The organism is Polaromonas sp. P1_E3 (assembly GCF_056405935.1).
The window spans coordinates 1-7,695 of sequence record NZ_JBFUBD010000129.1; the positions used below are offsets into that span (position 1 = coordinate 1).

Annotated in this window: 10 protein-coding genes; all 10 read right to left on the bottom strand. The window is 60.7% G+C overall.

Annotated elements, in window-relative coordinates:
- On the bottom strand, positions 1 to 815 hold an 815-nt coding region (locus AC1D0Z_RS13485; RefSeq protein WP_477658738.1), incomplete at its 3' end, for a UDP-N-acetylglucosamine 1-carboxyvinyltransferase.
- A 4-nt stretch (positions 816 to 819) separates the two neighbouring features.
- Positions 820 to 1,065, bottom strand: a complete 246-nt coding sequence (locus AC1D0Z_RS13490) for a BolA family protein (RefSeq protein ID WP_477658739.1) — start codon at positions 1,063 to 1,065, stop codon at positions 820 to 822.
- 15 nt (positions 1,066 to 1,080) lie between these two features.
- Positions 1,081 to 1,836 carry an ABC transporter permease gene (locus tag AC1D0Z_RS13495; RefSeq protein ID WP_477658740.1) on the bottom strand — a complete coding sequence of 252 codons (756 nt, stop codon included), beginning with the start codon at positions 1,834 to 1,836 and terminating at the stop codon, positions 1,081 to 1,083.
- Positions 1,833 to 2,798, bottom strand: a complete 966-nt coding sequence (locus AC1D0Z_RS13500; RefSeq protein ID WP_477658741.1) for an ABC transporter ATP-binding protein — start codon at positions 2,796 to 2,798, stop codon at positions 1,833 to 1,835. The genes AC1D0Z_RS13495 and AC1D0Z_RS13500 overlap by 4 nt, the downstream gene beginning before the upstream one ends.
- 93 nt (positions 2,799 to 2,891) lie before the next feature.
- Positions 2,892 to 3,161 carry an STAS domain-containing protein gene (locus AC1D0Z_RS13505; protein ID WP_477658742.1) on the bottom strand — a complete coding sequence of 90 codons (270 nt, stop codon included), beginning with the start codon at positions 3,159 to 3,161 and terminating at the stop codon, positions 2,892 to 2,894.
- Between the two features lie 10 nt (positions 3,162 to 3,171).
- Complete coding sequence (locus tag AC1D0Z_RS13510) at positions 3,172 to 3,813, bottom strand: MlaC/ttg2D family ABC transporter substrate-binding protein (RefSeq protein ID WP_477658743.1); 642 nt, start codon at positions 3,811 to 3,813, stop codon at positions 3,172 to 3,174.
- A 196-nt stretch (positions 3,814 to 4,009) separates the two neighbouring features.
- Positions 4,010 to 4,774 carry an MlaA family lipoprotein gene (locus AC1D0Z_RS13515; RefSeq protein ID WP_477658744.1) on the bottom strand — a complete coding sequence of 255 codons (765 nt, stop codon included), beginning with the start codon at positions 4,772 to 4,774 and terminating at the stop codon, positions 4,010 to 4,012.
- A gap of 17 nt (positions 4,775 to 4,791) precedes the next feature.
- Positions 4,792 to 5,298 (bottom strand): outer membrane lipid asymmetry maintenance protein MlaD, encoded by a 507-nt coding sequence (gene mlaD, locus AC1D0Z_RS13520; protein WP_477658745.1) that lies wholly within the window; start codon positions 5,296 to 5,298, stop codon positions 4,792 to 4,794.
- Positions 5,299 to 5,429: 131 nt separating this feature from the next.
- On the bottom strand, positions 5,430 to 6,224 hold the full coding sequence (gene mlaE / locus AC1D0Z_RS13525; RefSeq protein WP_477658746.1) for a lipid asymmetry maintenance ABC transporter permease subunit MlaE: 795 nt from the start codon (positions 6,222 to 6,224) through the stop codon (positions 5,430 to 5,432).
- Positions 6,221 to 7,066: an ABC transporter ATP-binding protein gene (locus AC1D0Z_RS13530; protein ID WP_477658747.1), complete on the bottom strand. Its 846-nt coding sequence runs from the start codon at positions 7,064 to 7,066 to the stop codon at positions 6,221 to 6,223. Before AC1D0Z_RS13530 ends, mlaE begins: the two co-directional genes overlap by 4 nt.
- Positions 7,067 to 7,695: the final 629 nt, after the last annotated feature.

A 7,695-nucleotide genomic window follows, 5' to 3' on the forward strand; every position in this document is an offset into this window, starting at 1 on the left:
GCGTCGAGGTGATCGGCGCGGCCGTGCTTCAACACCACGTCACCGCCTGCAGCCGCCACCGCGCACAAAAAGGTGCCGGTTTCAATGCGGTCAGCGACCACCTGGTGGGTGCACCCGTGCAGCCGCTCGACACCCTGGATGCGGATGCGGCGTGTGCCATGGCCTTCAATCCTTGCGCCCATCTTGATGAGCATTTCGGCCAGGTCGCCAATCTCGGGTTCCTGCGCGGCGTTCTCCAGGATGGTTTCGCCTTCCGCCAGGCTGGCCGCCATCAGGAAGTTTTCAGTGCCGGTCACCGTCACCATGTCGGTGGTGATGCTGGTGCCCTTGAGCCGCCCACGCTTCCCATTCGGGCCAGCCGGCAGCTTGGCGATCATGTAGCCGTGCTCCACGGCGATTTCAGCGCCCATGGCCTGCATGCCCTTGATGTGCTGGTCAACCGGACGCGAACCAATGGCGCAGCCGCCGGGCAATGACACGGTCGCCTCACCAAAGCGCGCCAGCAGCGGGCCGAGGGCCAGCACGGAAGCACRCATGGTCTTGACAAGCTCATAAGGGGCTTCCGGTGAACTCAGGCCGCCGGCATTAAGCACCACGGTGCTTGGCACGTCCTGGCTGCGTTCGGCCTGCACACCCATGTTGCGCAMCAGCTTGAGCATGGTGGCGACGTCCTGCAAGCGCGGCACATTCTGCAGCGTGACCGTATCGGCCGTCAGCAGCGCGGCACAAAGCTCGGGAAGCGCGGCGTTCTTGGCGCCCGAAATTTCGACCGTGCCGGCGAGTGATTTTCCGCCCCTGATGAGTAATTTGTCCATGTTCTTATTGCGTGTTGTTGTTGGCCCATTCGGTGGGCGTATACGTCTTCATCGACAGTGCATGTACCTCGTCGGTCTGCATGCGCCCGCCCAGCGTGGCATAGACCTTCTGGTGGCGTTGAATAAGGCGCTGGCCTTCAAAGGCGCTGGAGACAATTGTGGCGTACCAATGCCGGCCGTCGCCCGACAATTCGATGTGTTCGCACGGCAGGCCCGCGGCAATGATGGCTTGGAGTTCTTCGCTGGTCATATGTTTTAGTTTCAGTCAGTGTCTGATTTTGTAGCCCGTGCGCAGCATGTTGACGGCAACGCCGCTCACGACCAGCAATGCGGTGGCCACGATGCCCAGGCTCAACCAGGGCGAGACGTCGCTGACGCCGAAAAATCCGTAGCGGAAGCCGTCGATCATGTAGAAAAACGGATTCAGGTGGCTGACCTTTTGCCAGAACGGCGGCAGCGAGTGAATCGAATAGAACACGCCGCTCAAAAACGTCATCGGCATGATGACGAAATTCTGGAAGGCCGCCATCTGGTCGAACTTTTCGGACCAAAGGCCGGCAATCACGCCCAGCGCACCCAGCATGGCGGCGCCCAGCACCGCAAACAGCACAATCCACAGCGGCGCCACAAAAGCAGGCTGGCCAAAAAACACGGTGACGGCAAACACGCCCGTGCCTACCAGCAAGCCACGCGCCACCGACGAGCCTACGTACGCAAAGAACCAGTGCCAGTGCGACAGCGGCGTCAGCAGCACAAACACCAGGCTGCCCATGATCTTGCTCTGGATCAGCGAGGACGAACTGTTGGCAAAGGCGTTTTGCAGCACGCTCATCATCACCAGGCCAGGCACCAGGAAGGCGGTGTAGCTGACCTGGTCGTAAACCTTGACCTGGTCCTGCAGCACATGGCCGAAGATCAGCATGTAGAGCACGGCGGTCAGCACCGGCGCGCCCACGGTCTGGAAGCCGACCTTCCAGAAGCGCAGGGTTTCCTTATAGAGCAGTGTTTGCCAACCCGTCATGTTGCTACTTTCGCGAGGTCCACGGTCACAGCCGGAGCCTCAATGGCTGGTTTCTTGTTCATCACATCCAGGAAGACATCTTCCAGGTCGGCCTTGCGGATTTCAACGTCTTCCGCGACCAGACCCGCCTCGCGGATGGCCGCGAGGTATTGTTCGATTTCATGGGCGTTGTGCGCCGGAAACTGCACGATGCGGCCGGTGATGCGGGCCTGCACGGCCAGTTGCGCGGGCAACTCGCTGTCGATCTTGAAGCGCAGCACATTGGAAGATGCCGCCTTGAGCAGCTCGGAAGTTTGGGCCAATGCCACCACCCGCCCCTGCTTGAGCATGGCGATGCGGCTGCACAGGGCCTCGGCTTCTTCGAGGTAATGTGTGGTCAGCAGCACCGTGCTGCCCTGCTTGTTGAGTTTGGCGATGAACTGCCACAGCGTCTGGCGCAGTTCCACGTCAACGCCCGCAGTGGGTTCGTCCAGCACGATGACCTGCGGCTTGTGCACCAGCGCCTGCGCCACCAGTACGCGGCGCTTCATGCCGCCGGAGAGCTGGCGCATATTGGCATTGGCTTTGTCCGCCAGGCCAAGGCTGACGAGGAGTTCGTCGATCCAGTCGTCGTTGCGCTTGATGCCGAAGTAGCCCGACTGGATACGCAAGGCCTCGCGAACGGAGAAAAATGGGTCGAACACCAGTTCCTGGGGTACGACGCCGAGCTTTCGCCTTGCATTGGCATAGTCGGTGAGCACGTCGCTGCCATGCACCAGAACCCGGCCGCTGCTGGCGCGCGAAAGGCCGGCGAGTATGCTGATGAGGGAGGTTTTGCCGGCGCCGTTGGGACCAAGCAGCCCAAAAAACTCTCCCTGCCGGATGTCAAAACTGACATCGTCAAGCGCCCGGACAACGGGACCGGATTGACTTCGTGCGGAGGAATAGGTTTTGGAGACGGACTGAAATGAGATCGCTGGCATTAGCCCGTCATTTTAAGGGCTGGCGCCGTTTTATCCCGGCAGCGACCGTAATGCCCTGCCAGCGCCGCCCCGGGCCGGCTGACGCAATGAAGCTCAGGCCGCGGCAGGCACCAGCTCCGCCACGCCATAAAGGCCCGCCAGTTGGCGCAAGCGGGCGGGCAAGCCAGCCACCATGAAACCCTTGCCCGCGGCCAGGGCCTCGCGCCGGCATTCGAGCAGAATGGCCAGCGCGGAAGAGTCAAACTCACTGAGCGCGCTGGCATCCACCACCACTCCGGCCGGCTCCGACAGAACAGCCTGCTTCACGCCGCGAGAAAAACTGGCAGCTTCAGCATGGGTCAGGGCGCGGGGTAGCGTCAACATCAGCAGTCGCTCAGGACTTCTTGGCGGCTGTGCCGGTATTGGACTGGTTGCGCTGGACCAGCGAAGCAATCAGGCCATCAACGCCCTTGGCGCTGATTTCCTGGGCGAACTGGGTGCGGTAAGTTTCCACCAGCCAGACGCCCAGCACATTGAGGTCATAAATCTTCCAGCCGGTCGGGGTTTTTTCCATGCGGTAGTCCAGCTGGACGGGGTCGCCCCGGCCCAGAACTTCCGTGCGCACGACGACTTCCGTATCTTCCGGTGCTGCACGCAAAGGCTTGACATTGACGCTCTGGTCGCTGACCTGCGCCAGCGCGCCTGAGTAGGTACGGATCAGCAGGATCTTGAACTCTTCCTGGAGCTTCTTTTGCTGCTCAGGCGTAGCCTGGCGCCAATTACGGCCCACGGCTGAAGCCGTCATGCGCGTGAAGTTCACGTTGGGCATGATCTTGCTGTCGACAAGCGCAAGCACCTTGGTAAGGTCGCCGGCTTTTACGGCCTTGTCTGTCTTGATGTTGTCCAGGACCTCGGCTGATACGCGCTTGATCAGGGCATCGGGTGCCTCATCCGCCGCACGAACGAAAGGCGCGGCTCCGATCAAGGCCAGGCTGAGGGCTGCGGTGAATAAATGGCCAAGTGTTCTACGTTTCATGATTTTCCTTCTCTGACAAAGCATGCGGTTGCAAGGATTTGCGACATTTTCTGTGTCACTGCTGCAACCGATGGTTCGATGATTATTCTGCGGGATGGTTTCCGGGCTGTGGATGAAGTTTTACGGCAGTCTTGTAAATATTGTTTGCAATCAACCGCTTTTTTGCGTTTAACCCCTGTTGAAACCCGGCAGAGCGCTATTTGGCGGCTGACGGCGCTACCGGAGCTGAGGGGCTGGCAGAAGCATCTTCCGGCAGGTCGTAGCGCTCTTCTTTTTCCGTCGAAGGCCGGCCTATCAGGCTACGGCGGCGCTGGAGGTAGATTTCGCGGGTGAAGCTGTATTTGTCGAGCGCCGCCTGGTCCAGGACATCACCGGCCCCAAGCAGGTTGGCCCTGGCGTTTACCAGGCGCAGGGTTGTCAGGGAGTTACGGGCGGGAACATTGTCGATCCGGCTCACCAGATCGCCCTGGTAGTCGACCAGCGAGCCTACCGAATCACGTGCAGAAGAAGGGCCCAGCAAAGGCAGTACCAGGTAAGGGCCCGAGCCCACACCCCACACGCCCATCGTCTGTCCAAAGTCTTCTGTGTGCTTGGGAATCTTCAGATCGCTGGCAACGTCAAAAATGCCGCCCACGCCCCAGATGGTGTTGGTCGTAACGCGGAAAAGACTCTCGATGGAAGCCTGGCCTTTACCCTGGAGCAGGTTGTTGACGGTGGACCACACATCGGAAATGTTGCCGAAGAAGTTGGTGACGCCGGTGCRCACAGGCGCGGGTGTAACGTCACGGTACACCGTTGCTACGGGCTTGACGATGGYGCGGTCCACGTTGTCGTTGAAGTTGAACATGGTCCGGTTGAACGGCTCCAGCGGATCCGACGGATTGGCGTTGGGGCCGCTTGCACAGCCCTGGAGAAGTGCCAGTGCAAGCACGGCCGCACCCCAGCCGGCGGATTTTTTCATCATCGTTGTTTCTGTTGTCATTTTTTTTCTGGCGTCCCTGCTGGCGGCGCAGACCCTGATCCGGAACTGCTGTCTGCCGCCTTGCTGTACAAAAACTGGCTGATCAGGTTTTCAAGCACCACGGCGGACTGGGTGTTTTTGATCACGTCTCCCGCGGCAAGATTTTTCTCGTCCCCGCCGGCCTCTACGCCGATGTACTGCTCGCCCAGCAATCCGCTGGTCAATATCTTCAGCGAACTGTCCTTGGGGAACACATAACGGCTTTCCATGGCCAGATTCACGCTGGCCTGGTAGGACTTGTCGTCGAAGGTGATACTTTCAACCCGGCCAACCACCACACCGGCGCTCTTGACCGCGGCACGCGGCTTGAGGCCGCCAATGTTGTCGAACTTCGCTGTCACCTTGTAAGAGGTATCGAAATTCAGGCTGAGCAGGTTTGCGGACTTGAGCGCCAGAAACAGAATGGCGGCGCCGCCGATCAGTACAAACAAACCGACCCACAGATCATTTTTGGAACGTTGCATCGTTTTCTTTCAGTGGCCTGGGCCGGCTTTTCCGCCATTCCGGGCTGTTTTGTCCTTGCGGGGTTTACCCAAGGCAAACACTGGGAAGCAGGATTTTCTCATGGGCAAATTAAAAAGGTATGAAGATGGTCTTAAAGGCTGAACATCGAGGCGGTCAACAGGAAATCCAGCCCCAGCACGGCGAGCGAGGCCACCACCACCGTCCGGGTGGTCGCGCGTGAGACGCCCTCAGGCGTCGGCTGCGCCTCAAAACCCTGGTGCAGTGCCACGAAGGTAACCGTCACGCCAAAAACAAGGCTTTTGATGATGCCGTTGCCGACATCGCGCCAGACATCCACGCCGGACTGCATCTGGCTCCAGAAGGAACCGGCATCAATGCCGATCATGACCACGCCCACCAGCCAGCCGCCGATGATGCCCACGGCGCTGAACACGGCGGCCAGCAGCGGCAWGGCGATAATGCCGCCCCAAAAGCGCGGTGCCAGGATGCGCCGCACAGGGTCTACCGCCATCATTTCCATGGCCGAGAGCTGCTCGCCCGCTTTCATCAGGCCGATTTCGGCCGTCAGGGCCGTACCGGCGCGGCCGGCAAACAGCAGCGCCGTGACCACCGGTCCCAGCTCGCGCACCAGGCTCAAAGCCACCAGCAGGCCCAGCGCTTCTGCCGAACMATAGCGCTGCAGCGTGTAATAACCCTGCAAACCCAGCACAAAGCCGACAAAAAGGCCCGACACGGCAATGATGGCAAGCGAGTAATTGCCCAAAAAGAAGATCTGGTCGCGCACCAGGCCAAAACGGGCCAGGGCGGGGCCTGTCAAGGCCACCAGCCGCGACATCAGCCGCGCGGCGTAGCCAAGCTCGGCCAGCTGGGTGCGCACGGCAAAACCCAGGCCGGAGATGAATGTGGCGGGGCTGTAACGGCTCATGCGTGGCCCCCTTTTTGCGGCGCAGAGGGGCCAAAATCGGCCTCCACACCCGGTCCCGGGTAATGGAATTTCACGGGGCCTTCGCTTTCCGCGTTGACGAACTGGTGTACCAGTGGATCGGTGGAACGGCGCACTTCATCAGGCGTGCCTTGCGCGGCAATGCCGCCATTGGCCAGAATGATGACCTTGTCGGCGATGCGGAAGGTTTCTTCAAGATCGTGCGAAACGATGACGCTGGTAATGCCCAGCGTGTCGTTGAGCTGGCGTATGAGCTGCGCGGCGGTGCCAAGCGAGATCGGATCGAGGCCGGAGAAAGGCTCGTCATACATGATGAGCTCAGGGTCCAGCACGATGGCCCGCGCCAGCGCGACCCGGCGGGCCATGCCGCCCGAAATTTCGCTGGGCATCAGGTCGCGCGCGCCGCGCAGGCCGACCGCATTGAGTTTCATCAGCACGATGTCGCGGACCAGCGCCTCACTCAGCCCGGTGTGCTCGCGCAAAGGAAACGCCACGTTGTCGAAAACACTCAGGTCGGTAAACAGCGCGCCGAACTGGAACAGCATACCCATGCGCCGGCGCGCGGCGTAGAGCTCCGGCTGGGTCAGTTTTCCAACGTCCTTGCCGTCAAACAGCACAGTGCCACTGACGGCCTTTTGCTGTCCGCCAATGAGGCGCAGGACGGTCGTCTTTCCGCCTCCCGAAGCGCCCATCAGCGCCGTGACCTTGCCGCGCGGCACGGACAGCGTGACCTTGTTCAGGATGACGCGATCACCGGCGGAGCCGGGATAGGAAAACGTCACATCCTTGAACTCAACCAGTGATGAAGCGGAAATGTCGGGCATTGGAAGGGAAAAGACAGGCCAACGGGGCGTCGGCGTGGATAAGTAATACCGAATGATACGGGGTTTGCCCTTATACCTCCCCCGGCTGGAGACCAAAAACCTTGGGCTGTGCGGCCTAAAGCAGCGCGGGTGGCCGATAAAAGTCGCGGCCTTTCCGTGCAGATAGTGGCCGCAAGCCGCAGCCACCCGGCGCAAACAGCTATTTTTTTGATAGCGTTCCGGTTTTGCGGTGTTATTTACCAACGGGGCAGGTGTCCGCAAAGCGCAACGGACTGTCACGCCAATTGGATGATTCCCCGGAGGTTCGACACCATTTCACGCAAGCAAGCACCAACTTGGGCCCCTTGACCACCTCCTACCGCCCTTTTGGGGCGATTTGCGGAGGCCGGGGCGCGGCGCCTAGCGAGGGAGATCGCTGTAGCCCATCAGGAATTCGTCGACAGCACGAGCGGCCTGGCGGCCCACGCGCACCCCAAGCGCAAGCTTGGGGTTTACTCAACCGCCCCTCGGGGCGATTTGCGGAGGCCGGGCGCGGCGCTTAGCGAGGGAGGTCGCTGTAGCCCATCAGGAATTCGTCGACAGCACGAGCGGCCTGGCGGCCTTCGCGAATCGCCCATACCACCAGGCTC